This is a genomic window from Halobellus sp. MBLA0158, from assembly GCF_041477585.1.
In the GTDB taxonomy this organism is placed as follows: domain Archaea; phylum Halobacteriota; class Halobacteria; order Halobacteriales; family Haloferacaceae; genus Haloquadratum; species Haloquadratum rubicundus.
Window position 1 is genome coordinate 2,514,607 of the sequence record NZ_JBGNYA010000001.1, and the last position, 25,062, is coordinate 2,539,668.

A 25,062-nucleotide genomic window follows, 5' to 3' on the forward strand; every position below is an offset into this window, starting at 1 on the left:
TCTGTGTCCCACTACGCGATGCCGCCGATATACGAACTTTGGTTTCGGCCGGCGGCGCTCACATCCGCTTTCCGGCGTCGCGCGGAACGGCGACGCGCTCGCGGATCCCTCGGAGAAGCGCTCGCGACTCGGCTCGGAGGCCCGCAGTCACACCCGCGGTCGCAACCCTCATAATCCATAGTTCGAAACGTGCGCTCGGTGATGCTCCGATGACCTCGCCGCTCGAAGACCTCGGCTACCCGCTCGCGTTCCCGATCGAGGAGTCCGTCGCGGGGCTCGACGCCCCCGAACCCGCGCTCGGCCAGGCGCACCGCGCCCGCGTCCGCTCGCTCGGCGGGATGCAGAAGGAAGCGCTCGTGACAGACGCCCGCACGGGGACGACCTGGCGGCTCGCCAGCGACGAGGGCGAGTACCTCGAAGGCGACGACGTGGCGCCCGCGCCGCTGGCGCATATGACGACCGGGATGGTGAGCTCCTTCGCCAGCGAGATCCTCGCGCTCGCCGACGAGCGCGGTATCGACGTCCGCGACCTCGAAGTGACCCAGGACAGCTACTACACGATGACCGGCTCCGCGCTGGCGGGGACGATGACCGGCGGCGCACTCCCCGTCGATCTCGACGTGACCATCGACGCCGACGCCGACGAGGGGACGCTGCGGGACCTGGTCGGCGACGCCGTCCGGACCGCGCCAGTCTACGGCCTGATCGACGGCGTCCACGACAGCACGTTCACGCTCGTCGCGAACGGCGAGGAGGTCGAGCCCGATCGGGTGACGCGGCTCGACGGCCCCGTCGAAGCCGACCCCGAGGGCCTGTTCGAGTCGATCCCGCGGGACGCCGACGAGCGGCAACCGCCGATCGTCCACCGCACGGGGCGGGAGACCGAACCGCTCCCCGACGGCGACGAGAAGTACACGAGCGGCGCGGGCTCCAGCCTCTCCGAAGACCAAGACCGGATCCTCCACCTCCGCGGGACCTGCACGCTCCGAGCGGACGGCACGAAGCACGTCGCCGTCGAGCTGTTCAGCCCGATCGGGACGGTCTTCGAGTTCGTCTCGGACGACCCGCCGGGGCGCGGCGGCGAGGGACGCGCGCCCGATCCGATGACCTACGTCGCCGCCGGGATCGGCTTCTGCTTCATGACGCAGATGGGCCGCTACGCCGACATCGTCGACGCCGACCTGGACGCCTACCGGATCGTCCAGGACACCCACGTCGCCCGCGGCGACGCCGGCGGGAGCGGCGAGCGCACTCCCGCCCGGTCCGCGCCCGTGGAGACGCACGTCTTCGTCGACACCGGGGAAGACGAGTCGTTCGCGCGGGAACTGCTCGATATGTCCGAGCAGACGTGCTTCCTCCACGCACTCTGTCGGACCGACCTCGACGGCCCGAACGCGAATTTATCGGATTAATTATAAAATAAACCGAACGGCTCTCGGACGTACCCGTCGGCTCAGCGCACCTCGCAGGTGTCGATGCCGACGAGCGAGTACACGCCGCACCGACCCGTGAGTCCCGTCCCGAGCATCAGCAGCGCGACGATCCCGAGGACGAGCGAGAGGATCCCCGGGCCGGGAACGACGCTCCCGAGGATGCCGAGCGAGACGAGGCCGGCGAGCGCGCCGACGACGATCCGCACGATACTATCAGTCTGACCGACGTTTTTCTCCATACCGTAATATTGGAGCAAGCACACATAATTGTTCCTGCCGTTTCCGACTCACTCCCGGATCGCGCGGCGCCGCGATTCGATCAGGTCGAAGTCGCTCTCGGTGTCGCCCAGGACGAACAGCGCGTGGTAGCGGAGGTACGTCTGGGCCGGCACGCCCGCCAGCAGGCCGAAGGCGAGCATCGCCAGCACGAACACCGCGACGGCGACGGCGATGACGGCCCAGCCCGCGACCTCGGCGACGCTCAGGAGGCCGACGCCGACGAGGCCGACGACCCCGAGCGGGATGGCGGCGACGACCGCGACGAACACCGTGACGATGCTCACGGCGATGCCGATCGCGAGCTGGAGCACGAATCCGACCACGGCGTAGGCGGCGTACTGCTTCCACTGGCCCGAGAGCGTCGGCCAGAAACGCCGCCACGCGGAGAGCAGGCCGCGTTCTTCTTTGAGCATAATCGGGACGACGAACATCGTCGTGAACCCCGAGAGCAGGCCCGTGACGATCGAGACGACGAGGAACACCGGAATCGCCAGCAGGACTAACGCCACGGAAATCCCGCCGTATCCGAGGAACGCCGGACCGAAGACCGCGAAGGCGAGCGCCGCGAAGACGGCGAGCGACAGCAGCCCGACGACGAGGCGGAACCCGAACAGTCGGAGGCCGAGCCGCCAGTACCGGCTCCAGTAGGCCCGCACGCGGACGGTCTCTTTGCGCAGCGATTCGACGAAGACGAACTCCATCACCGACCCGACGAGCAGGAACGCGAGCACGACGAGCACGATCGCCGCGGCGATGGCGCCGATCAGGAACAGTTCGGCGCCGCCGGGGAGTGCCGCCTCGGGCGTGCCCGCGGGGACCGACGGCGCCTCGCCCCCGCTGGGGACGCCGCCCGTGGACTGGAAAGGGAACCCGACGCCGGAGCTCCCGACGAAGAACACCACGAGCGCCAACCGCGCCCACCGACCGAGGTCGAACGGCCACAGCAGGTCGCGGGCGGCGGCGCCGGCGTCGTCGACCGCATCGAGGGCGTACAGCGTCATCGACGGCCCTCCAGGGACCTGGCGGGGCGTCGGTCTGGCGGGGTGTCGCTACGACTCGGAGGGAGGGGACCAATTCTGCACATCGCGAGCGACATATCAGCACGAGTAAACAAAGTCGTTGCGGTCGCTACGGCGCCAGTCCACAGATCGGGGCCGCGGATCGAATCGAATCAGATCGGACAGTTCGGATCAGACCGGACCGAATCGAATCAGATCGGACAGTTCGGATCAGACCGGACCGAATCGAATCAGATCGGACAGTTCGGATCGATCAGATCGAGATCAGAACGATCGCGAGGACGCTGAAGAAGATGCCCGCCACCTTCCGCGGGGTGAGCGCCTCGTCGAACGCGACGATCCCGATCACCGAACTCACGACGATGAACAGGCCGTAGATCGGCACGACGATGCTCACCGGACCGAGCGCGAGCGCGCGGTAGTAGGTCAGGAGGCCGACGGTGAGGAGCACGCCGAGCGCGACGACGTGCGGCGTGTACCGGTGGCGGAGGTACGGCACCGGAGACTGGCCGCGGGAGGCCAAGGCGACGCCCACGACGACCAGGAGGACGGAGTTCGAGAGGAACACCGCCGGCGTGCTCGGGATCGTCTCCATCGCGATCTTCAGGAGCGGCGCCACCAGGCTGTAGGTGAGGAAGGCCAGGAGCGAAAAGCCCAGATACCGTCGCATATCACTCGGCCCCCGAACTCAGATAGACCGCGACGATCGCCGAGGCGATGCCGCCGATCCGCGTCGGCGTCACCGACTCCCCGAGAAAGAGGATGCCGATCACCGAGCTCCCGACGATGAACATCCCGTAGATCGGGACGACGACGCTCACCGGTCCGCGTTGCAGCGCGTAGTAGTACGAGAGGATGCCGACTCCGAGGAACACGCCGCCGACGTAGATGTAGCCCGCGCGGGGTTCGGCCACGTACGACAGCGGATTCAGGCCGGTCGCGACCATCACGCCGAGCGTGAGCACGAGGAAGACCGCGGTGGCGAGAAACAGCGAGACGGCCGGCGGGACCTCCTCTGTCACCTTGCTCGTCAGCGGTGCCAACGCCCCGTACGACACGAGGGCGACGATCACCCACGGGAGATAGTCCATAGGCGGCCATTTTCCCGTTCGGTATAACGGTGTTACGTCCGCGGCCGACCGGCGCTCAGTTGGGCGTCGTGACGCCGTCGGCGGGGCCGCCGGCCGACAGGTGGTCGAACGCCGCGATCGGCGCCGTGCCGTCGGTCCAGGCCAGCCGTCCGTCGACGGCGACCTCGAGGCCGTCGTAGGGTTCGAACCGCGCGGACGCCGAATCGAGGAACCGCCGCAGTTCGCCGCTTTCGGCGGTCTCGGCGTCGACGTAGGTGTTCGCGAAGGTGAGCCGTGCCGCCTCCGCCGAGAACCGCCACGCCTTCAGCTGGCCCGTGATGTCGTCGGCGCGGAACCCCCGCGAGGTCGACCCGTCCATCGCCTCGGGATAGCACCAGAGCGCGTCGGGCGAGTCGACGCGTCCGAGCATCGACGCCACGTAGTCGTTTCCGTCGGCGTATTGGCCGGTATCGGGACTCGGAGCGTCGATGATCGCCTTCGCGCAGGCGACGGCGTCGCCGTCGAAGAACGGGTGGACCGCGAGCACCGCGTCCGGCGAGACGGCGTACACCCGCTCCCGCCCGTAGATGTCGAAGTCGCCGTACCGCTCGGGCTCCGGCCACGGCGTTCGGGTCGCGGTCGTCGGCGTCCGCGTGGCCGACGCCGGGGAGCGATCGTCGCCCGTCAGGTCCGCCGCGAACGCGTCCGGATCGAACGAGCCGAAGGCGAGCGAGGCGACGTAGTCGAGGCCGAGGGTGGCGGACACCGCCTCGACGCCGTCGAACACCGCCGGAACCGGACGGCGCATCTGTCGCCGGAGCCGGTCGTAGGCGTTCGGATGCATCGCGTCTCGCCGGGCGCGGATCCCGTCGACGTCGAAGTACCGGACGCCGTACCCGTCCGGCAGCGGCGTCGCCGTCGGATCCGGGAGCCACTCTCCGAAGTCGACCTCGGCGCTCGAATCCGAATCGGGCGGCGTTGCGGGCGACGGCGACTCGGTCGCAGTCGCGGGCGAGCGAGAGGCGCCGAGACAGCCGGTCGTCGATGCGAGCGCGACGCCGCCGAGCGTGGCGGCTGCGGCTTCGAGGAGGGATCGTCGCGAGCGGGGCATAGGGACGGACGGCCGTACGCGGAGGAGAGGAAAAAACGTGCGCACCTCCGCGGTGCTGGACCGGGGGCCGCACCCACAATTGTTAGGCACCCGGGGCCGAATCCACAACGCACGATGCCCTCCACGAACGGCGACGCGGCGATCGAGGCGACCGACCTGCGGAAGGTCTACGGGTCGGCCGTCGCGCTCGACGGCGTCTCGCTGTCGATCCCGCCCGGGACGGTGTACGGCTTCCTCGGCCCCAACGGCGCCGGCAAGACCACGACGATGCGGATCCTCACGGGACTGACTCAGCCGACAGACGGGTCAGTCCGCGTCGTCGGCGTCGACGTCGGCGACCGCCGCGCGCTCGCCCCTCGCGTGGGCTACCTCCCGGAGACGCCGCCGCTCTACGAGGAGTTCAGCGCGCGCGAGCAGCTCGACTACGTGGCCGACCTCCGCGACATCCCCCCGTCGGTCGCCGACGAGCGGATCGAGCGCTACCTCGACCAGTTCGACCTGACCGACGACGCCGACAAGCGCATCGAGGCGTACTCCAAGGGGATGAAACAGAAGACCGCGTTCGTGCAGGCGGTCCTCCACGACCCCGACGTCCTCTTCCTCGACGAACCGACCTCGGGGCTCGATCCCCGGGCCGCGCGGCGGATCCGCGAGTCGATCGCGGGCTTCGCCGACGACGGGACGACGGTCTTCCTCTCGACGCACATCCTCTCTGTCGTCGAGGCGGTCGCCGACGAGGTGGGCGTGCTGCTCGACGGCCGCCTCGTCGCCGAGGGCACGCCCGAGGAACTCCAGTCGCGCGCCGAGACCGGCGAGTCGGGATCGCTGGAGGACGCCTTCCTCGCGGTCACGAGCGACGGCGCCGCAGACGTCGACGCGGCGTCCGCGTCCGCGGAGAGTCCGACGGCCGAGCCGCGATGACGCTCCGACGCGACGCCCGCCACGGCCTGCGGATCGCCCGCGCGGAGTTCCGCCGGAGCCTCCGCGCCTACTCGCGGGACTGGCGACGGCTCGTCGGCCTCGGCGTCTCCGTCCTCTTTTTCGGCGGTTACCTGCTGTTCTCGCTGCCGGCCGCGTTCGTCCTCGGACGGACGGCCAGATCGGTCGAGGCGATCCCGTTCCTCGGCCCCGCCGGGACGCTCCTCCCGCTCGGACTCGTCGGGATCGCGACGTTCCGAACGCTCGAACGGATCGGCAGCGCCGAGGGCGAGGCGCTGCTCCTCACGACGGTCCACCCGCGTGCGGTCGTGATCGGCCTCATCGGCGCGGAGCTCGGCCGGCTCGCCGCCTGGTTCGGCGTCCCGATCGCCGCGCTCGTCATCGCGTTCGCGGTCGGGCTCGGCACGCCCGTCGTCCTCCTGACGGCGGCGCTCGTCGCGATCCCGCTCCTCGCGTGGAGCGCCGTGTGGGGCTACGCCGTCGGGCTGGCCCTCCTCCGCGTCTTTCGCTGGCTGCCGACGTTCCGTCGGGTGCTGAAGGTCCTGGGCGTCGCGGCGTTGATCGCGGTAGTCCTCGGCTCCCAGGCCGTCGGGCAGCTCCTCGCCGAGGGATCGATCTCGGTTGGAGGGGTCCTCGCTGCGATCACGGTCGGCCCGCTGACGGAGTACGTCGCGCTCGCGGCACTCGGGACGCCGCTTCAGCGACCCCCCACGCTCGCCGCCGTCGCCGTGTTCGTCGGGCTCGTCGCGGCCGTGCCGATCGGGCTCGCCGTCGCGACCCGCCAGGCCTCGGCGCTGTGGTTCGGTGACGTGCCGGCCGACGGCGTGACGTCGCAGGCGACGGGTCGGGAGGGCGGGCTGTCCGTCCCGCGGCCGTTCGCCGCCGCGAAGAGCGGACGGATCGCGTGGCGTCACCTGGTCCGAGCCGTCCGGAAGCCCCAGGAGTTCAGCCACCTGGTGATGGTCGTCTTCTTCCTCGGACCGATCGGGACGACGGCCGTCCAGGGATCGAGTGGCGCGCTCGGCCCGCTCGCGGCCGGCGTGGGAGTCGGCCTCGGAGCGTACCTCGCCGGGGGCACCTTCGGGCTGAATCCGCTCGGCGACGATCGGCCGCAGTTCCCGCTGTTGCTCCTCAGCGGCACCGACGCCACGACGCTGGTGCGCGGGCGGCTCGCGGCGGGAGTCGCGCTCGGCCTCCCGTTCGCGCTCGGCCTCCCGGCCGTCGGCGTCGCGCTCGGCCTGCGCCCGGTCCGGGCCGTCGCGTTCGGCGCCCTCGGGGCCGGATCCGTTCTCGCCGCCGCGGCGTTCGCGCTGGGGCTCGGCGCCGCCTACCCCATCTACGAGGAGCGGGAGTTCTGGGGGACCGAGACGGTCGTGCCCTCGACGCTCGTGATGCTCGTCTACCTCGCGGTCGTCGGGATCGGCACGGCCATCGCCCTGATCGGTACGTGGTTCCTGCTCACCGGCGGCCTCGTCCCGACACCGGTGTTCGGCGTCGTCGCCGGAATCTATCTCCTGTTCACGGCCGGCGTCTCGTACGGATCGTACCGGTACGCGATCCGGCGGTACCGAAACTACCACCTCGAATGAGTCGGGCGACAGACTCAACCCCGAGGGCGGTCGCGTCCCGATATGGTCCCTTCCCGACGAACCCTCCTCCGTAGCGCGGCGGCGGCCGGACTGACCGCGGTCGCTGGCTGTGCGGCGCTCCCGTCGTTCGGCACCGACGACGCGGGGCCGGAGTACACCCTCACCGCCGACCGAATCGACGCCTCGCCGGTCGAACACGCCCTCTACGAACCCGACGAGGACGACCCGTTATTCGGCGCTCCCGCACGGACCGCACTCGATTCGATCCTCCCGGACGGCCGATACACGACCTACGGCTACGAGTCGCTACCCGCGGGCGCCTACGTGCGACACGACGGGATCTACTACCGGACGGAGTCGGTCGTCACCGGACGGGAACGGATGACGCGCCCGCTCGTCCGCGTCGAGGAGGTGGCCGAGGAGTCGGTGCCGGAGGACGCGGTCCTCGTCGACGACCTCGACCGGCCCAGCGCGCGAGTGGTGAAAATCCTCCACGCCAACGCGCAGACCGACGGCGAGTCGGGGTCCGCGGACCTGCTGCGCGGCGAAGCGTACGTGCTCCGCCGACCGGCCGAACTGGAGAGTAGACTCGCCTCCGACGACTTCGACGGGCGCGTCGTCACGATGACCGAGAGCGACACCTGGGCCTACCGGGTGCGGGTCACACGTCGGCCGATCCTCGAAACCGCCTACACCGCGCTGGCGATCGAGGTGGCGGACTCCGAATCGGCGTTCCGCGAGGTGGTCTTCGGATCACGGATCGACGCGGAACTGGCACCCGGCGACCTCGCTGGCGACGCGCGAGAGGTGCTCGAACGGTGCCTCTCCCGGGGGCGACACGCCGAGACCGCGCCGCTTTCGCCCGGTTTCGACGCGGTCCTCGAAGCGCTCGGAGTCGACACCGTCGAGACGGCCGCGACGGGACGGCTCCTCTGGTACGACGGCGAACTGTATCGATACGGGCTGTACGTCGACGAAGGCGAATAGTATGATATAGAACTATTACTGTAATTTACAGATAAAATTAGAGTCATCACAAACTGATTTTCTACACCAAATTGGGTTTTGGGGCCGTCTAAATCCACTTCAAAAATATCTTACAGAGATACCCAATATTAGATATTAAATAATATATTTGATAGTACTGCCACGAGCCAAGATCTGATCAGCTATCCGAGGCCGTTATACACCCATCAGACCAGTTCGACTTAATGAAACTGGTATGCATCCCGAATTTGGTATAAGTCAGTAGGGCCCGAGGAAGACCTCACTATCGGCCGCTACACTTATCAAATATTGCCGCCCACCGTCGTGAGATCGGGCGTATCTGCGGAGAGAGCAGAGAAAGAGAGTTCAGAGATCTCCTGATCGAACAACCACACCATTTCATAACAAGCGTACGCTTGTTAGTCGAATTGGCAACCGAGCTCAAACCACACCACAGTTTCGTTCAGTCGAACTAGACGTTAGGCCACCACTAGAAATTACACATTGGATTTCTTTTTCAGAATATTGTCGACTTTATGTTTTTATTCTCTGATTTGAGTTCTTTCTTGTGATTTTTCACTCCCGAAATCCAATCAATCCTCGGTTTCACACTCGACCATCGGTCTCGATCTCGTCCGACGATCCGATGCCAGGACTCTCGTGACACTCGATACCGATATCCCCGAGTCGTGTTATCTCGGCTCGTTATCGACCACTGAGTTCGATTCTGCGAAACTATTAATTGCCCACTCCGAGTTGTGTGGTGTAATGCCAGATGGCACACTCACAGTGGAGACGACGCAGACGTCCCTCGACATCCTGTCGACCATCCGGGACCGAGACGGCGCGAGGCTCCACGACATCGTCGAGGAACACGGGATCGCGAAGAGCACGGCGCACAAGCACCTGGTCACGCTCGAACAGGCCGGATTTCTCCGGAAGTCCGGTGACCGGTACCACATCGGATTCAAGTTCCTGAACTACGGCGAGTACGCCCGAGAGCAGTGGTACTGGTTCTCGGCGGTCAAAGGCGCCGTCGAGGAGCTCGCAAAGCGCACCGAAGAGGAGTGTGACTTCGTCGTCGACGACCACGGGCGCGTGATCACGATCGTGGAGTCCTACCACAAGTGGGCGAAGTACGAGGGCGACGAGGGATCGAAGCGCTACCGGGCGTACATGGGGACCTACTACCCGATGCACGCGACCGGCTCGGGCCTCGCGATCCTCTCGACGTACGCGCCCGAGCGGGTCGACGCCGTCGTCGACAAGTGGGGGATGCCCGAGCTCACAGACCAGACGATCACGTCCCGCGAGGAGCTGTTCGCCGAGCTGGACCGCGCCGAGGAGCGCGGCTACGCCGTCGGCGATCAGTACTACACCGAGGGACTCCGGAGCATCGGCAAGCCGGTGTTCGGCCCAGACGGTGCGGTCATCGGCGCCCTGAGCGTGTCGGGACCGACCTATCGGATCGACGGCTCCGTCCTCGATCGGGAGATCCCCCGCGCGCTGTCCGAGGTGGTCGAGTCCCTCGAAGCGGAGCTGGCGGCGACCGCGCCCGGCGCGTAGGAATCCGTAGAACAATAACTGGGAGGAGGCGCCGAAGGTCAGTAGGCGTCGCGTGCGACGTCCAGCAGGTCCTCGGCGTCGGCCTCGCGGGGGTTGTCGTGGATCTCGATCGTCTCCATCGATTTTTCCGCGATCTCTCGGAGGTCGTCCTCTTCGACGCCGAGTTCGCTGAGGCTCGACGGCAGGTCGACCTCGTCGATGAGGGATTCGACCGCCGCGACCGCCTCGTGTGCGGCCTCCGTCTCCGATAGCCCGGACGTGTCGACGCCCATCGCCTCGGCCACCTCCGCGTAGCGAGCGGGGTATGCTTCGAGGTTGTACCGCATCACTGGCGGGGTGAACACGGCGATCGCCTCGCCGTGCGGAATCTCGGGGTACATTCCACCGGTCACCTCCGCCAGCGAGTGGATCGCGCCGAAGCCCGCGAAGTTCTCACAGAAGCCCGCCATATGCGAGCCGAACAGGAGTTGCTCGCGCGCCTCCATCGCGCCCGACTCGTAGGCCTCGGGGAGGTACTCCGGCACGAGCCCCATCACGTGCCGCGTGTAGGGCTTGACCAACTCGGGCGCGCCCGCCGCGACGTGGTTTTCCAAGGCGTGGGAGAACGCGTCGAAGCCCGTCGCGGCGGTCTGTCGCGGCGGCAGCGACGCCGTCAGTTCCGGATCGACCAACGAGACGTCCGCGCCCAGGTAGGGCCCGTCCGGGTAGAGCGGCGGTTGGCCGATCGCCATCTTGAACTTCCGGTCCGGCGCGGTGATCACCGCCCAGTAGTCCACCTCGCTGCCGGTCCCCGCGGTCGTCGGAATCGTGATCAACGGGTGGGTGTGGTTCTCGATGCTCCCCGACGTGACGTCCTCGGGGACGTTCACCTCGTACTCCGAGAGGTCGCCCGAGTTGGTCTTCAGGAGCGTCGCGCATTTGGCCGTGTCGATGACGCTGCCGCCGCCGACCGCGACGACCACGTCGAACTCACCGGCCTCCAAGGTCTCTAGGGCGTCGTGGACCATCGCCGTGGTCGGGTTGGGCTCGACGTCGTCGTAGATCTCGTAGTCGATCCCCTCGGCTTCGAGGGAGGCTTCGACCCCGTCGAGTATCCCCGCGGCCCTGATTCCCTGATCGGTGACGACGAGGGCGGTCTCCCAGCCTTTCGCGGCGATCACCTCGCCCGTTCGCTCGCTCGTGCCGTTGCCGAACTCCACGGTGATCGGGAACGACAGCGAGTACTCCCCGAGACTCATCGTTTTGAGACCCGAGGGCGACCGTCCGTACACTCTGCACTAGACCGGTAGTCGCGGCTGTACTGTGGCATCCGTCCCCAAGTCGGAGCAGTCAGCATAAAAAAGAAAATGTAACAGAAATATTTGCCATAAGAGTCGGAAGCGCGACCGGAAGAAGATTTTTGCCCACGTGCCAGGGAGTGACAGTATGAGCAGTTCCCGATCAGGCGCGAGTCCAGTGATCGAGCGGCATCGCTCGAAACACGAGGAGGCGACGACCGACGTCGAATTCGGCGCGTGGATCGACGGCGAACTCCACACTCACGGACAGAAGAGGGAAGTCGAAGATCCCGTGACCGGCGAATCGATCGTCGAGATTCCACAAGGCGACACCGCAACCGTCGACAGCGCGGTCGAGGCCGCCTGGGACGCCTTCGAGCGCGAGTGGGAGGCCGCGAGCGTCCGCGACCGCTCGGCGCGCCTCTTCGAGTGGGCCGACGTCCTGGAAGACCACACTGAGGAACTCACGCTCTTGGAGTGTCTGGACTGCGGCAAGCCGATCTCGCAGGCTCGCGGAGAGGTCGAGGGCGCGATCGACACCCTAGAGTATTACGCGTCGGTCTGCCGGGCCCAGCGGGGAAGTGAGATTCCGGGCGGGGAGGACGTCCACCTCTACACGACCCAGGAGCCGTACGGAGTCGTCGGCCAGATCGTCCCCTGGAACTATCCCCTGTGGGCGGCCGCCTGGAAACTCGGCCCCGCGCTGGCGGCCGGCAACGCCTGCGTGCTCAAGCCCGCCAACGACACGCCGCTATCGACGCTTCGAGCGGCCCAACTCTCGGAGGGCATCTTCCCCGACGGCGTCCTCAACGTCGTCCCCGGCCCGGGGAGCGAGGTTGGGCAAGCCATAGCCGAACACGACGACATCAGAAAGATCTCTTTCACCGGGAGCACGGCCGTCGGCAGCGGCGTGATGCGCGCGGCCGCGGACCGAGTCGCGCCCGTCACCCTCGAACTCGGCGGCAAGTCCCCCTTCATCGTCTTCCCCGACGCGAATCTGGAGAAGGTCGTCGAGGCGGTGGCCGATGGGATCTTCTACAGCACGGGCGAGATCTGCGACGCGTTCTCGCGCGCGCTCGTCCACGAGTCCGTCGCCGAGGAGTTCACCGAGCGCTTCGTCGAGAAGGCCGAGTCCTACGTGCTGGGCGACCCCCTCGACGAAGAAACCACGATGGGCCCGCTGACCTCTCAGCGCCAGTTCGAGACCGTACGGGAGTACATCGAGACCGGTCGGGAAGAAGCGGACCTGCTCTGCGGCGGCGGGGTGCCCGACGATCCGGCACTCTCCGAGGGCTGGTACGTGGAACCGACGGTCTTCGGCGGCGTCACCAACGAGATGACGATCGCTCGCGAGGAGATCTTCGGGCCCGTCCAGACGATCCAGACCTTCTCCGAGTACGAGGAGGCGATCGACCTCGCCAACGACACCCAGTACGGCCTCGCCGCCGGCATCGGCACGGAGAAGACCTCCCTCGTCCACCAGACCGCGGACGATCTCGAAGCGGGCCTCGTCTACGTGAACGAGTACGGCCCGATTATGCCCGACGCGCCCTACGGCGGCTTCAAACAGTCAGGCTTCGGGAAGGACCTCGGGCTTGAGGCGTTAGATCACTACCAGCGACAGAAGAGCGTCTACGTCAACCTCGACCGGCCCGAACTCTGAATCGGACCGCTTTCCACCCAAGATTTTTATATCGCAATCGAGAGGTTGAGACCGCTTATGGGAGTCATCTCGTCGATCAAAGAGAAGCTCAATCAGGAGACGACCTCCGGCGAGGCGGCGGGAATGGAGAAGGACCCGGGCGTGACGCGGCTGTTCTTCGCGACGGACGTCCACGGATCGAGCGCCTGCTGGCGGAAGTTCGTCAACAGCGCGGACTTCTACGACGCCGACGTCCTGGTCCTCGGCGGCGACACGACAGGAAAGGCGATCTTCCCGATCGTCGACGAGGGCGACCGGTACACCTACACGCGCCAGGGCGACGAGCACACGATCGACGACGACGAGGAGCTCGATGAGTTCCTCGATTCGCTGGAGGACACCGGCTACTACCCGTACGTGATGGACGAAGCCGAGTACGAGCAGCTCCAGACCGCCGACGACGCCGAGGAACGGCAGAACGAGATATTCCTCACGAAGATGCAAGAGCGGATCCGCGAGTGGATCGAGTTCGCCGAGAGGAAACTGGACGACACGCCGGTGTACGCCTGCCCCGGCAACGACGACCCGTTCGAGATCGACGAGGTGTGGGAGTCCTCGGACGTCGTCGACCTCGTCGAGGGCGAGGTCGTCGACCTCCCGCAGGGGTACCAGATGGCGAGCACGGGGTGGACCCACCCGACGCCGTGGGACACCGACCGCGAGGAGCCCGAAGACGAACTCCGCGAGCGGATCGAGGGAATCGTCAGCGGCATCGACGACTACGACCGCGCGATTTTCAACTTCCACGAGCCGCCGTACGACTCCCAGCTCGACGAGGCGCCCGAACTCGACGAGGACCTCCGGCCGAAGTTCGGCGCGCAGTCGACAGAGCCCGTCGGCAGCGAGGCGATCCGAGAGATCATCGAGGAGTACCAGCCGCCGCTGTCGCTGCACGGCCACATCCACGAGTCCCGCGGGCACACGAAGATCGGCGACACCGACGCGATCAATCCGGGGAGCGTCTACTCGGAGGCGTCGCTCCAGGGGGCGATCGTCGACCTCCGGCCCGAAGTCGACGTCGTCGGCCTCGTGCGGGGATAGAACTAAATGCCGTCACGAGGTGCTACCACCTAGCAAGGTGATTCCGCCGTGAGCCAGACCGAACCGCTGTCGGATCCGATCGAAGAGGGCGAGCGAGTCATCGAGGCCGCGGACGACCGCGGGCTGACCGTGCGACTCATCGGCGGCACGGCGATCAATCGCCACGCCGAGACCGCCCGCGAGGAGCCGTTCAAACGCGGCTATCGCGACGTCGACTTCGTCGCCACCCGCGAGGAGGAAAGCGCGGTCGAAGAGATGATGGCCGACCTGGGCTACGAGGCGAACGAGCGCTTCAACACGATGCGGCGCTTCCGCCTGGAGTACTTCGATCCGGTCAACGAGCGCAAGGCCGACTACATCATCGACCGCTTCGACTTCTGCCACGCGTGGGACCTGCGCGAGCGGATCGACGTCGACTACCCCACCGTCCCCATCGAGGACCTGCTCCTCTCGAAGCTCCAGATCGTCGAGGTCAGCGACCGCGACGTCCGCGACATCCTCGCGATGCTCGCGGACCACCCGGTCGAGCCCGGGGACGATACCGAGAAGATCGACCCCGAGTACGTCGCCGACCGCTGCGGCAGCGACTGGGGGCTGTGGCGCACCGTGACCTACAGCCTCGACCGCGTCGAGGAGTACGTCGAAGACGAGGACCTGCCGATCGACGAGGGCGAACTCGCCGACAGGATCGACGCCCTCCGAACCGCGATCGACGACCACTCGAAGTCGCTGCGGTGGAAGCTCCGGTCGATCGTCGGCGAGCACAAGCAGTGGTACAAGCGGCCCGAGCTGGGCTGAGCCGGATTTTTTGATCTTCAAGTTGCGATCGCGACGCCCGTCTCGACGGCCTGTTTCGACTCCCTCGAGTAGCGGGTAGCGGATCGTCGGCTGAACGCGAACGGAGCGAGGAACCGCGAGAAAAAAGAACGGCGCGGCCGTCACCGACCGCGTCGGGCGCCGCTCAGTCCTGCGGGATCTCCGAGTGGAGGTTGTCGAGGTCGACGCCCTGCTGGGCGCGGTAGTACTTCATTCCGAAGTAGATGACCGCCGCCAGCAGGTAGAGGACGCCGAGGAACGTCATCGAGGTGACGTTGTTGAGCCCGTAGACGCTCTCGGTCGCCCAGAGGTAGAACACCGAAAGCAGGATCACGGTATAGACGCCGGCGACGATCGAGACCACCGGGACGCCGGCGATCTCGTACTTCGAGACCGGGTTCTTCGAGAACAGTTCGGGGCGGCGCCACGGGAACAGCAGGCACGCGATCGTCGTGCCGAAGAACGTGACCGCGATCGCGAACGTCGCCGCCAGCGTGAGCGTCTGGAAGCCCGGCGCGAAGAAGTAGATGACCGTCAGGATGGCCGCGGGCACGACCATCAGCAGGATGGCGTAGATCGGCGTGTTGTAGCGGCCCTTCACCTCGGAGAAGACCTCCGGGATGGTCCGGTCGAACGCCGTCGCGAAGATCACGCGGGTCGACGAGAGGAAGACGGTCCCGGACCACGCGAAGAACCACCCGCCCATCAGGATCGCCATCAGCTTCGCGAGGACGCCGTTGCCCATCGCGATGGCCGCGATCGTCGTCGGCGAGGAGAGCCACTGCTGGGCGCCCGCGCCGACGAAGTAGTTGTAGTTCAGCGCCTGGTAGAAGGTGTATCCGACCGCGGAGTCGAACAGCGGCCAGAGGACGATCGCCAGCGCGGCCGCGGCGAGGAGCGCGCCCTCGAAGACGCCGAACATCTTCTTGAACTCGCCCGCCTCGCGGACCTCACCGAACAGGGTCGAGCCCCAGACGGTCCACATTATCCAGAACAGCAGCATCGGGAAGAGCTTGTAGGACGCGCTCCAGTTGAGGTTCCACATCGGAGCGAAGCTCACCGACGTGCCCTCGATGATTCCGTTGTACGTGAGGTCCATCCCCCACGCGTTCATCTGGCCGTTGAACGCCGACTGGAACCCCGAGGGGTTCGTCGTGAGCAGCCCGCCCACGAAGATGAGCAGGCCCGCGACGCCGACGTAGAACAGCACCTGTTGGATCCGCGCGTACCACTTCATCCCGAGGCTGACGTAGATGAACGCGAAGGCGACCACGATCATCGACGAGGTGAACAGCCCGAGGCTGGAGTTCCAGAAGTTCGCCAGTTCGACGAACCCGAACAGCGCCGAGACCGGACCGAGCACCAGCCACGAGAGGATCGATCCGTAGATCGGTACCCACAGCCACAGGATGAACACCCAACCGGGCCACGAGAGGAAGAAGCCCCAGAACCCAGACAGCAAGCGGCTCTGCCAGACGTAGTCGCCGCCGACCCGCGGCATCGACGCCACGAGCGTCGCGTAGACCACGTTCTGGAGCGTGATCGCGACGACTGAGATGATGGTCGCCAAGATCGGGCTTCCCTGCGGGATGAACGCGTTGAACGTCCAGATGTAGAAGCCCAACGTGACGATGTTCACCGACAGGAACGCGTAGATTCCTGCGTCATACGAGGACCAGTCTCTGACTAGCCCCGTCGCTTCTCGGACGAATAGGGTATCGTCTCCTGACATGGCACACACCCGTGTTAGCAGTACTCACACAACTTCACTTAGTAGTACCGGTCGTCGGCGGGTCGAGCGCGGGGATCGACGGTCCGACTGAAGAACGACAGCAGACGGAGCCGACGGAGAAGCGTCGTGCCGGGCCCTACGCGTCCCGGCACAGGGCCGCGTGCTCGCAGTCGTCGATCACGACGCCGTCGACGCCGCGGTCGCGGAGCCGTTCGATCTCGGACGCGGACGTGGCCGTCCACGCGTTCACGTCGAAGCCGCGCGCGTGTGCGTCCGCCACGATGTCGGTCTCCAGACAGAGGCTCACGTGCGGATGCACGCTGGAACACGCGTGCTCGGCGGCGACGTCGAGGGCGGCCCCGACGTCGAACTCCGCGGGGGTCGTCTCCTCGGACGGGAGGAGCAGCGCCGTCTCGGCGCCCGCCTCGGCGGCCGCGGCGAGGTCGCTCGGGTGGAACGAGGAGACGAGCACGTCGTGGTCGTGGTCGGCGGCCGCCTCGGTCACCTCCCGGGCGACGTCCCGCGCTTTCAGTTCGAGATTCAGGCCGACCGCGGAGGGGACGACCTCGAAGAGCTCCCGCAGGAGCGGGATCTGTTCCCCGGTGCCGAGGACCGACGCCTCTCTGAGCTCCGACAGCGGCGTCTCGGCGACCACGCCGGTCGCGTCGGTGACGCGGTCGAGCGTCTCGTCGTGGAAGAGCACCAGCTCGCCGGACCCACAGCGCCGGACGTCCGTCTCGATCATATCGACGGCGGGCGCGGAGTTCCGGAACGCTTCGAGGGTGTTTTCGGGATACTGCGCCGGACAGCCCCGGTGGGCGATCGGACGCACCGATCAGGCCTCCGGCGTGTTCACGCGGTCCTCGCTGGCGGCCTCCCGCGGCGAGGAGTGATAGATCGCCTCGCCCGCCGAGTCGAACACGTGGAGCCGCTCCTCGTCGACCGTCAGCTCGACGACGTCGCCCGGCGCGATCGTGCTCCGCGCCTCGGCTTTGACGTGGAGTTCGTCGTCGCCGATGAGACAGTGCAGCAGCAGCGACTCGCCGAGCGGTTCGGTCACGCTCACCTCCGCCTCGAACGTCTGTGCGACGTCGTCGGCGTTCCGAGCGAGCGAGATGTCCTCGGGCCGGACGCCGAAGACCCCCGACGTCGGACGCTCAGTGAACGACTCGGGGTTCGGCAACGACAGCTCGAAGTTGTCGTGGACCGCGTCGACGCCCTCGTCGTCCCACCGGAGCGTGACCGGGACCGTGTTCATCGCGGGGCTCCCGATGAACTCCGCGACGAACCGCGTCTCCGGGTAGTCGTACAGCACCTGCGGCGGATCCACCTGCTCGATCCGGCCGTCGTTCAGCACGGCGACCCGATCGCCCAGGGTCATCGCCTCCGTCTGGTCGTGGGTCACATACAGCGTCGTCGCGTCGATCTCGCGGTGGAGCTGCAGCAGTTCGGCCCGCATCTGCACTCGGAGCTTCGCGTCGAGGTTGCTCAGCGGTTCGTCGAGCAGGAAGACGTCGGGCTCGCGGACGATGGCCCGTCCGATGGCGACGCGCTGTCGCTCACCGCCGGACAGTTCGCTCGGGCGGCGTTCGAGCAGCTCCGGAATGTCGAGGATGTCGGCCGCGTGCTGGACGCGCTGGTCGATCTCCTCGTCGGTGTAGTCGCTGACGGACTTCATCCCGAACTTCATATTCTCCGCGCCCGTCATATGCGGATAGAGCGCGTAGTTCTGGAACACCATCGCGATGCTGCGCTCTTTCGGCTCCAGGTCGTTCACGCGCCGGTCGCCGATCCGGAGTTCGCCGCTCGTGATGTCTTCGAGGCCGGCGATCATCCGGAGGGTGGTCGACTTCCCACACCCCGAAGGGCCGACGAGAACGAGGAACTCCCCGTCGTCGACGTCGAGGGAGATGTCGTCGACCGCCGTTACGTCGTCGAACTCTTTCGTGAGACCGTCGATGTGAATGTCAGACATATCGTATCACTTCTGTTGGATCGCGAGCGTTTCGAGGAGCGGCCGGTGCAGCACGATGAGCACGGCGAGCGGCGGCAACAGCGCGATCACCGCGCCGGCCATAATGATTCCCCAGCGGGTGAGCCCCGATTGCGAGGCCGCCTGGAGGAACCGAAGCCCGACCTGCACCACCTGTTTGCTCTGGTCGCTCATAATGATGAGCGGCCAGAGGTACTGATTCCACGCGTAGATGAAGGTGATCACCGAGACGCCGGCGATCATCCCTCTCGACATCGGGATCAGCACCTTCCAGAGGAACGTCAGCGGGCCGACGCCGTCGAGGTGGGCGTTCTCGACCAGCGAGTCGGGGATCGACATGAAGTGCTGGCGGAACAGGAAGACCGCCGTCGCGCTCGCGATGTACGGCCCGGTGATCGCCATCAGGGTGTTCCCCCACCCGAGCCGCGCCATCAGATCGAACAGCGGAACGATCCGGACCGGGACGGGCAACAGGAGCGTGAGCAGGATGAACATAAACACGGCGCGTTCGTAGGGGAGTCGGTAGTAGACGAGCGCCAGCGCCGCGAAGAGCGAGAGCGTCACCTTCCCGATGACGATGATCACGGACATCACGACCGAGTTGAGCATGTACTGCCCGAAGTTGTACTCGCCCAGGACCGTCCCGTAGTTGGAGAGCCCCTCGCTGCCGATGCCGACGTTGGTGATCTGATACACCTCGGTCGTGTTCTGGGTGCTCATAATCAGCGCCAAGAGCAGCGGGAGCCCCATCAGGAAGATCGACAGCACGAGCCCGCCGTGGATGAGTACCTGCTCGGTGTCGACGTCCTCGGGGAGGAGCCGTGCGAGCCCGGGCTCCGACGTGGACTGTGTCGCCATCTGTCACACCTCACGAACCGTGCGGGCTGGGATTCGGTCGGAACTCGACACGGGTCTGCGCTCCGATCGTCGACTCGGCTGTGGGTCTCTCTCCATCGTATCAGGCATAGGTGGTGTAGCTCTCGGACAGTCGCAGCTGGACGTACATCAGTATCGCCACGACGGCGAACAGCACGACCGACTCCGCGGACGCGAGACCGAGGTTACTAAACTCGAACGCGTCGCGGTACAGTTTGAAGATCAGCAGATTCGTTGCCTCGTTCGGGCCGCCGCTCGTCATCAGGTCGACGAGCGGGAACGTCTGGAAGAACGAGTAGATCGTGTTCATCACCACGAGGAAGACGAGCGTCGGCGACATCAGCGGGATGTACACCCGATACAGCATCTGCAGGTGGCCGACGCCGTCCAGTCGCGCAGATTCGGTCAGCGTCTCTGGAACGTTGTTCAACGCCGCGACCATAAATATGATATTGTACCCCAGCTGCTTCCAGATCGCCACGACCGCGACGACGGCGAACGCCTGCGGACCGTTCGTGAACCACTCCAAGGAGGTCCCGGTGAGTGCTTCCAACACGTAGGTGATGATACCCAGAGACGGGTGAAGGAGGAACAGGAGCACCGACGCGGCGACCGCCGTCGGGAGCGCGTACGGCCAGATCGCCGCGATCAGGTACGTCGACGACCCGACATCGACCTGGAAGAGGAGGTACGCGACGAACAGCGACGCCGCGAGGGTCCCGACGACGACGACCGCGGCGAAGGCGACCGAGATCGCGAAGCTCCAGTGGTACGTCGACGAGGTGGCGAGCGTCACGTAGTTCTCCAGTCCCACGAACGTCTTTCGCGTTCCCAGGAGAATCGTCTGTTGGAGGCTCAGCCTGAAGGTCTCCACCCCCGGGTAGTAGAGGAAGGCGATCAGCACAGCGAACGTCGGAAGCAGCAGCAGGAAGGCCTGCCACTTCGACTCGTACGGTTTGGTGAGTTGTGACATACGCTTGCGGTGGATGCCCGATTACGAGACCCGGTCGTTGTAGCTCTGAATCGCCGAGTCGACGTCGCTTTTGACCTGGGAGAGCCCTTCGGAGACGCTCGGCCCGCCGTCCTGGATCATACTCACGTAGCCCTCCTCGATGATGGTCCGGACCTCGGGGAACGGACCCATCAGGGCCCCGCTTGTCGCGGGGGTACTCTCGGTCTCGTTGAGCTGATCGATCGCCGTCCGGAAGGAGGGATTCTCCTCGTAGAAGCCGTCTTCTTCGAGCAGCGTGATGGACTCCTCGCGAACCGGGAAGTACCCGGTCCCGCGGTGCCACCGCGCCTGCTGTTCCGGCTGCGTCATGTAGAGCAGGAGTTCCCCGGCGGCCTGCTGCTGGGCGTCCGAGAGGCCCTGGGGGACCCACAGCGACGCCCCGCCGATGGGGAGCCCCGTGCGGTCGCCGCCCGGCGCGGGCAGGTACGCGGTGTCGAGTTCGAACCCGTTGTCGGCGGCGCCCTGCTTCATCGGCGCGATGCTCGACGTCGAGTAGATGATCATCCCCGTCTGCTGGGTCAGGAACGCCTGCTGGGCCTCACCCCACGCCTCGATCCCGGGGTTCAGGTACTGATCCTGGTCGTAGAGGTCGACCCACCACTCGAAGATGTTCTGTGCGGCGTCGGTGTCGAGGTTCGATTCCGTGGCGCGGCCGGCCCGTCCGTTCTCGTTGTTCACGAGGGTGGTGTTCTGGTGGGCCATCCACCCCTCGACGAACCACGAGTGGTTCGGGAACGTGATTCCGGTCTCGACCACGCCCTCGCTGGTGAGCGTGTTCGCCGCGTCCGTGATGCCCTGATACGTCGTCGGGGGCGAGTCCGGATCCAGTCCGGCCTCCTCGAACGCGTCCCGGTTGTACATCATGATCGCGTTGCTCGAATTGAACGGCATCGAATTCAGCTTGCCGTCGATCCGGTAGAAGTCGAGCACCGGGTCGAGGAAGTTGTCGAAGTTGATCCGATCGCTCGGAATGATGTCTTCGACGGGGACGAACGCCTGGCTGTCGATCGCCAGCTGCGTCCCGATCTCGAAGATCTGCGAGAGGGCCGGCGGATTGCCCGAACTCACCGCCGACGTCGTCGCGTTCAGGTTGTCACGGTAACTGTTTCGCGACGTCGTCTCGACGGTGATCCCGTCGCTCTGCTCTTCGAAGCTGTTCACGATGTCGTCGATGCGCTGTGCGAGGTCGCCCCCCATCGCGTGCCAGAACTGGATCGTGACCGATTGGCCCCCGCCGGAACCCATCGTGGTCCCGTCGGACCCACCGCTGTCACCACCGCTGCTGCCACCGTCGCCGCCGTCGCCGCTGCTCCCGCCGTTGCTGGAACAGCCCGCGAGGCCTGCGACAGTCGCTGCGCCCGCTCCTTGGATAAACTTCCGTCTGGTGTGACGTCCAGTCATATGGACTCGCTTTTGGCTCATTTTCTATGATAATAAATTTTTGGTTAGATACCGTGAGTAAAGAATTCTATTCTCGGACGTTCCGGTTTCTCGACCGGGTTTTCGCCCATATCGGGCCGAAACGACGCGGACATCTGCCTCGGATGATCTCGCACCATCACTGACATCCTCGGGAGGCCGGCAAAAGAACCCGACTATGAGCGATCCATCGTGGACCGTATCGATCTGAGAGCTCAAGACCGGTATTGATCGCTCCGTTCGATATATAGGACACAATCGGTCGTACCGGGGCTGAAAGCCCGATTGCGGGAGAATCAGCACTCCGCGTCGTTGCGCCGGGTTCGACACGACGAACGCTGTCGTCGAAACTCATCATTTCGAGCCCTCGGTACGATCGGTTTCATCTCTTACTGCCGCTGGCCGTTCGGCGATGAATTGTTCGCTCGCTGATGTCCGCCCGGCGAGAGCGACGGTGATCGTTTCTCGGACACGGATCCGACCCTCTCGGTTCTCTTCCCGTCGTCGACGCCGTGGACACCGCCAACCCGTCACGGATCCGGTGGAGTGAGACTCCGCAGTTCAGATCATATTTCAGGTACTATACGATAAATATTATTTTTCTTACTGTTTTCTGGACGAGAGTAAAGAATTTTTAGTTCGATAATTTCGCATTCTGAAGGGATTCTGCGACCTCAGATCGAATCTCAAGTCTATATTCTGTACATTACTTTCTTTTTATATCACTAACGCTATCTGATGAGATTCGTCACGCCCACCGTCTCGGCGACGACCCACACGACGAACAGCAGATAGGTGAGTGCGAGCAGGTACGCCTCGTTATGTGTGAGCGAGAGGTCGGTCCGGAGCGCTGCGAAGAGGAGGATCGTCGCGAAGGTCAGAACCCCCATCATCGGGACGGCCGTCGCGAAGTCGATCGGGACGCTCCCGATGATGAGCACCCCGACCGGGATCGCCACCAGGAGGTCGAAGGTGTTCGAGCCGAAGACGTTCGCGAGGCTGGTGAGGCTGTTGCCGCCGCGGGCCGACCGGACGCTCACGATGAGGTCCGGGAGGCTCGTGGCGGCCGCGACGACGGTGACCCCCGCGAGGAAGTCCGGCACGCCGAACGAGTGAGAGAGCGCCTCAACGCTGCCGACGAGCTGTTCGACGGCGAGCAGGATGACGACGAGCCCGGCCGCGAGCAGGAGCCACCGCCGAATCACGGGAACGCCGTCGTCGACGCCCGCCGTCTCGGAATCGGCGACGTCCTGCCACTGGATGAAGATGTAGAGTCCGTAGAGCAGGAGCGGCAGCATCGCCAGCGGACGGGTGATGTAGCCGACGAGCGTCGCGTCCGGCGCGGGCGCGTAGATGACCGCCAGCGCGAAGGTGACCACGAGGACCGAGACGGCGATCATATAGAACTGCGCCTCCTTGTAGACGAGCGTGCGGTTCGTCTCCAGGGAGCGCTCGGAGACGAGTCCCGAGAGCGCGGGGATCACGAGGATGTTGAAGATGGCCGAGCCGACGATCGCGCCGACGCCCATATCGAACACGCCCGCGAGGGCCGCGAAGACGACGCTCGACAGCTCCGGGAAACTCGATCCGATCGCGACGACGATCGATCCCTGGACCACCGGCGGCAGGCCGTAGTACGCCGAGAGCCGCTCGGCGGACGTTTCAAGCCACCCGCTCCCGAGCCAGATGAACCCCGTCGCGACGAGGACGACCACGGCGTCGACCGCCGGCGAGTGAGGGAGGAGGCCGAACAGCGGCATCTATCCGGGCCGATTCGCCGCCGAGGGGAAAGAGCCACCGATCGGGCCGGCCTCAGAGATTACCCTCAATTTACCGCCGAACGCCACCTCCGGTGACGGCGTTCAGCAGTAAGAAACGAGAGTAACCACTATCAGCCGCTCGGCGCCCGGTAGAGCAGGTCGTACTGATGGGCGACGTAGGTCAGTTCGCCCGCCGCCAGTTGCGCGCGGCGCGCCGCGAGCCACGAATCCGGATCCGGCGTCGCAACCGGCGAGGACGGCACCGCCTCGGCGACGAACTCCAGGATCCGCGAGAGGAAGTACCGCTCGTCGGCCGGGTACGCGCCGGCCCGCGGCCGGACGATCCAGTCGGAGCTCCCGACCGCGAGGAGGTCGCCGTCCCGCCGCCGGAGCAGGTCCGCGAGGTGTCGCCCGGCGCGGACGTCGCGGCCGACGCGGGCGTCGATGGCCGCGTGGTACGCGCGCTCGATCGCGCCGTCGTCGGGGTGGTCGGGCTGGAAGATCGTCCCGCCGTCGAAGGTGATCGGGAAGTACGCCAGCCCGCCCGGCCGCAGCGCCGACTCCGCGGCGGCGACGAGCCGCGGGAGCGGGACGAGGTCCGCGAACGCCTGGGCGACCACCAGGTCGACGTCCGCGGCCGCCTCCAGGGCGTCGAGTGCGTCGCCGACCTGGAACCGAACGTCGAGGTCGGCGACGGTGAAATCCGGCGTCCCGTCGTCGGCCGGGCGGCACTCGTTCTCGATGTCTTGCCCCGCGCGCTGAAGGGCCGCCGGCCGGACGTCGCGCGCGAACGCGACGATGCGAGGATCGGCGTCGACGCCCCGATAGCGCCCCGCGTCGACGCCCCACGAGCACAGCCGCGGGACCGTCGCGCCCGTCCCGGAGCCGGCCTCCAGGATCCGCGGCTCCGCCGGGAGCGCCGCCAGGAGCCGGTCGCGGACGCGCGACGAGAGCGCGCGGTCGTCGACGGTGCGCTTCGCTTCGAGGTACCGCGGCCGGGCGTGGTTCATCTCACTCCAGCGAGCGGCGGTGGCTCGCCCACGCGACGTCGTCCTCCCAGATCCGGACCGACAGCCCAGTCGGCGTCGCATCCCCGAGCGCGTCGGCGACGCGGTCGCCGAACAGCCGCGCGAAGTGTTCGACGCTGGGGTTCAGTCCCTCGAACTCCGGGAGGTCGTTCAGGAGCGAATCGCGGTAACGCGCCTCCAGGTCGTCGAGGATCGCCTCGACCGCGTCGATGTCGACCAGGTAGCCGTACTCGCCGAGTTCGGGCCCCGAAAAGCGGATCTCGACGGTGAAGTGGTGGCTATGGACCTCGCCCTCGGGCCCCGGGTCGGGCACGGTGAGGAAGTGCTGGGCGACGAAGTCGCGGGTGACGGTCAGTTCGTAGGCCGGCGCGTCGGCGGATGGGCGTTCGTGTGTCATCGGTGGGAAAGTTCGC

The 25,062-nt window shown here is 66.2% G+C and carries 23 protein-coding genes; 8 read left to right on the forward strand and 15 right to left on the reverse strand.

The window, feature by feature from the left end:
• Positions 1-209 precede the first annotated feature (209 nt).
• Positions 210-1,412 (forward strand): OsmC family protein, encoded by a 1,203-nt coding sequence (locus tag OS889_RS12640; protein ID WP_372390235.1) that lies wholly within the window; start codon positions 210-212, stop codon positions 1,410-1,412.
• Between the two features lie 41 nt (positions 1,413-1,453).
• Here the strand turns inward: OS889_RS12640 and OS889_RS12645 are convergent, their stop codons facing one another.
• The 5 genes from OS889_RS12645 to OS889_RS12665 form a co-directional block, all read right to left on the reverse strand.
• Positions 1,454-1,672: a YgaP family membrane protein gene (locus OS889_RS12645; RefSeq protein ID WP_372390236.1), complete on the reverse strand. Its 219-nt coding sequence runs from the start codon at positions 1,670-1,672 to the stop codon at positions 1,454-1,456.
• 48 nt (positions 1,673-1,720) lie between these two features.
• Positions 1,721-2,713, reverse strand: coding sequence for a DUF7544 domain-containing protein (locus OS889_RS12650; RefSeq protein ID WP_372390237.1), 993 nt, complete (start codon positions 2,711-2,713; stop codon positions 1,721-1,723).
• A 271-nt stretch (positions 2,714-2,984) separates the two neighbouring features.
• Positions 2,985-3,401 carry an EamA family transporter gene (locus tag OS889_RS12655; RefSeq protein ID WP_372390238.1) on the reverse strand — a complete coding sequence of 139 codons (417 nt, stop codon included), beginning with the start codon at positions 3,399-3,401 and terminating at the stop codon, positions 2,985-2,987.
• A gap of 1 nt (position 3,402) precedes the next feature.
• Complete coding sequence (locus OS889_RS12660) at positions 3,403-3,822, reverse strand: EamA family transporter (protein ID WP_372390239.1); 420 nt, start codon at positions 3,820-3,822, stop codon at positions 3,403-3,405.
• Between the two features lie 55 nt (positions 3,823-3,877).
• On the reverse strand, positions 3,878-4,912 hold the full coding sequence (locus OS889_RS12665) for a hypothetical protein (protein WP_372390241.1): 1,035 nt from the start codon (positions 4,910-4,912) through the stop codon (positions 3,878-3,880).
• Positions 4,913-5,026: 114 nt separating this feature from the next.
• Between OS889_RS12665 and OS889_RS12670 the strand changes: the two genes are divergently transcribed.
• The 4 genes from OS889_RS12670 to OS889_RS12685 all read left to right on the forward strand — a co-directional run bounded on the left by OS889_RS12670 (position 5,027) and on the right by OS889_RS12685 (position 9,993).
• A complete protein-coding gene (locus tag OS889_RS12670; RefSeq protein ID WP_372390242.1) occupies positions 5,027-5,833 on the forward strand; it encodes an ABC transporter ATP-binding protein in 807 nt (268 codons plus the stop codon).
• Positions 5,830-7,440 (forward strand): hypothetical protein, encoded by a 1,611-nt coding sequence (locus OS889_RS12675; RefSeq protein ID WP_372390243.1) that lies wholly within the window; start codon positions 5,830-5,832, stop codon positions 7,438-7,440. The genes OS889_RS12670 and OS889_RS12675 overlap by 4 nt, the downstream gene beginning before the upstream one ends.
• 42 nt (positions 7,441-7,482) lie before the next feature.
• Entirely contained in the window at positions 7,483-8,427 is a 945-nt protein-coding gene (locus OS889_RS12680) for a hypothetical protein (RefSeq protein ID WP_372390244.1), read from the forward strand.
• A 768-nt stretch (positions 8,428-9,195) separates the two neighbouring features.
• Complete coding sequence (locus tag OS889_RS12685; protein WP_372390245.1) at positions 9,196-9,993, forward strand: IclR family transcriptional regulator; 798 nt, start codon at positions 9,196-9,198, stop codon at positions 9,991-9,993.
• 38 nt (positions 9,994-10,031) lie between these two features.
• Here OS889_RS12685 and OS889_RS12690 read toward each other — a convergent pair whose 3' ends face one another.
• On the reverse strand, positions 10,032-11,231 hold the full coding sequence (locus tag OS889_RS12690) for an iron-containing alcohol dehydrogenase (protein WP_372390246.1): 1,200 nt from the start codon (positions 11,229-11,231) through the stop codon (positions 10,032-10,034).
• 187 nt (positions 11,232-11,418) lie between these two features.
• Here OS889_RS12690 and OS889_RS12695 point away from each other — a divergent pair, with 187 nt between their 5' ends.
• Genes OS889_RS12695 through OS889_RS12705 form a run of 3 tightly spaced genes read left to right on the forward strand, consistent with a single transcriptional unit; the run spans position 11,419 to position 14,811 of the window.
• Entirely contained in the window at positions 11,419-12,933 is a 1,515-nt protein-coding gene (locus tag OS889_RS12695; protein ID WP_372390247.1) for an aldehyde dehydrogenase family protein, read from the forward strand.
• A gap of 57 nt (positions 12,934-12,990) precedes the next feature.
• Positions 12,991-14,013 (forward strand): metallophosphoesterase family protein, encoded by a 1,023-nt coding sequence (locus OS889_RS12700; protein ID WP_372390249.1) that lies wholly within the window; start codon positions 12,991-12,993, stop codon positions 14,011-14,013.
• 48 nt (positions 14,014-14,061) lie between these two features.
• Entirely contained in the window at positions 14,062-14,811 is a 750-nt protein-coding gene (locus tag OS889_RS12705; RefSeq protein WP_372390250.1) for a hypothetical protein, read from the forward strand.
• 163 nt (positions 14,812-14,974) lie between these two features.
• On the opposite strand, the gene OS889_RS12710 is transcribed toward OS889_RS12705, so the two are convergent.
• From OS889_RS12710 to OS889_RS12750, 9 genes are all read right to left on the reverse strand, one after another.
• Positions 14,975-16,561, reverse strand: a complete 1,587-nt coding sequence (locus OS889_RS12710) for an APC family permease (protein ID WP_372390252.1) — start codon at positions 16,559-16,561, stop codon at positions 14,975-14,977.
• Positions 16,562-16,697: 136 nt separating this feature from the next.
• The gene (locus OS889_RS12715) at positions 16,698-17,393 is read right to left on the reverse strand and encodes a glycerophosphodiester phosphodiesterase (protein ID WP_372390254.1); all 696 of its coding nucleotides are present in this window, start codon (positions 17,391-17,393) and stop codon (positions 16,698-16,700) included.
• A 3-nt stretch (positions 17,394-17,396) separates the two neighbouring features.
• A complete protein-coding gene (locus OS889_RS12720) occupies positions 17,397-18,536 on the reverse strand; it encodes an ABC transporter ATP-binding protein (protein ID WP_372390256.1) in 1,140 nt (379 codons plus the stop codon).
• A 6-nt stretch (positions 18,537-18,542) separates the two neighbouring features.
• Positions 18,543-19,412: a carbohydrate ABC transporter permease gene (locus OS889_RS12725; protein ID WP_372390258.1), complete on the reverse strand. Its 870-nt coding sequence runs from the start codon at positions 19,410-19,412 to the stop codon at positions 18,543-18,545.
• Between the two features lie 100 nt (positions 19,413-19,512).
• Positions 19,513-20,403 carry a carbohydrate ABC transporter permease gene (locus OS889_RS12730; RefSeq protein WP_372390260.1) on the reverse strand — a complete coding sequence of 297 codons (891 nt, stop codon included), beginning with the start codon at positions 20,401-20,403 and terminating at the stop codon, positions 19,513-19,515.
• Positions 20,404-20,424: 21 nt separating this feature from the next.
• Positions 20,425-21,843, reverse strand: coding sequence for an ABC transporter substrate-binding protein (locus OS889_RS12735; RefSeq protein ID WP_372390262.1), 1,419 nt, complete (start codon positions 21,841-21,843; stop codon positions 20,425-20,427).
• 749 nt (positions 21,844-22,592) lie between these two features.
• Positions 22,593-23,621 (reverse strand): sodium:calcium antiporter, encoded by a 1,029-nt coding sequence (locus OS889_RS12740; protein ID WP_372390264.1) that lies wholly within the window; start codon positions 23,619-23,621, stop codon positions 22,593-22,595.
• A gap of 131 nt (positions 23,622-23,752) precedes the next feature.
• Positions 23,753-24,631: a methyltransferase domain-containing protein gene (locus tag OS889_RS12745; protein WP_372390267.1), complete on the reverse strand. Its 879-nt coding sequence runs from the start codon at positions 24,629-24,631 to the stop codon at positions 23,753-23,755.
• A 1-nt stretch (position 24,632) separates the two neighbouring features.
• Entirely contained in the window at positions 24,633-25,046 is a 414-nt protein-coding gene (locus OS889_RS12750; protein WP_372390269.1) for a 6-pyruvoyl trahydropterin synthase family protein, read from the reverse strand.
• Positions 25,047-25,062 lie beyond the last annotated feature (16 nt).